Below are 648 nucleotides of genomic sequence, written 5' to 3'. Positions count from 1 at the left end.
TCACTTAACCATACAACCCGAAAGGGTCTTAGCGTATGGCAACTAACCAAGGTTTTTGGTTGTCATCAAGAAGGGTTAATTCTTGATAACTGTTTGCCGGACTCAATGTGATTCAAACAAGTTTGAATCGAATACAAGACACTTGAATGTGTTTGTTGTGTTTACCATAAAGRTAAACATTGAGAACTTTTAAATTTGATTGAATTACTCGTAAGTAATCAATCAGTCAGCTTTCCAAATTGTTAAAGAGCATGAGACTTTAAGAACCAGTGTTCTAAAATTCACATTTTCTAAAGACTCTCACAGTCGAAAAATCAAACCAGCGACATAAGAAGTGGTTTGGAGTTTTAACTTCCAAGAATATTTAGAGAATGGTGGGCGATACCGGGCTCGAACCAGTGACCCCCTGCTTGTAAGGCAGGTGCTCTCCCAACTGAGCTAATCGCCCACTAAAAGTTTTAATTCCTTCGTGGAGAAAGAATGGTGGGTCGTGCAGGATTCGAACCTGCGACCAATTGATTAAAAGTCAACTGCTCTACCAACTGAGCTAACGACCCAATGGTATCCCGTAGGGGAGTCGAACCCCTGTTACCGCCGTGAAAGGGCGGTGTCCTAGGCCTCTAGACGAACGGGACACTGCTAATTATT

Annotated in this window: 3 tRNA genes; all 3 read right to left on the bottom strand. The window is 42.0% G+C overall.

Annotation, left to right across the window (positions count from 1 at the left end):
• Positions 1-372: 372 nt before the first annotated feature.
• Positions 373-448, bottom strand: a tRNA-Val gene (locus L4C44_RS22795).
• A gap of 33 nt (positions 449-481) precedes the next feature.
• Positions 482-557, bottom strand: a tRNA-Lys gene (locus tag L4C44_RS22790).
• Between the two features lie 2 nt (positions 558-559).
• A tRNA-Glu gene (locus L4C44_RS22785) sits at positions 560-635 on the bottom strand.
• Positions 636-648: the final 13 nt, after the last annotated feature.

Source organism: Vibrio satsumensis (assembly GCF_050337435.1).
GTDB classification, from domain to species: domain Bacteria; phylum Pseudomonadota; class Gammaproteobacteria; order Enterobacterales; family Vibrionaceae; genus Vibrio; species Vibrio satsumensis.
The sequence above is the reverse complement of the archived record's forward strand: the minus strand, read 5'-3'. Positions and strand labels throughout refer to the sequence as shown.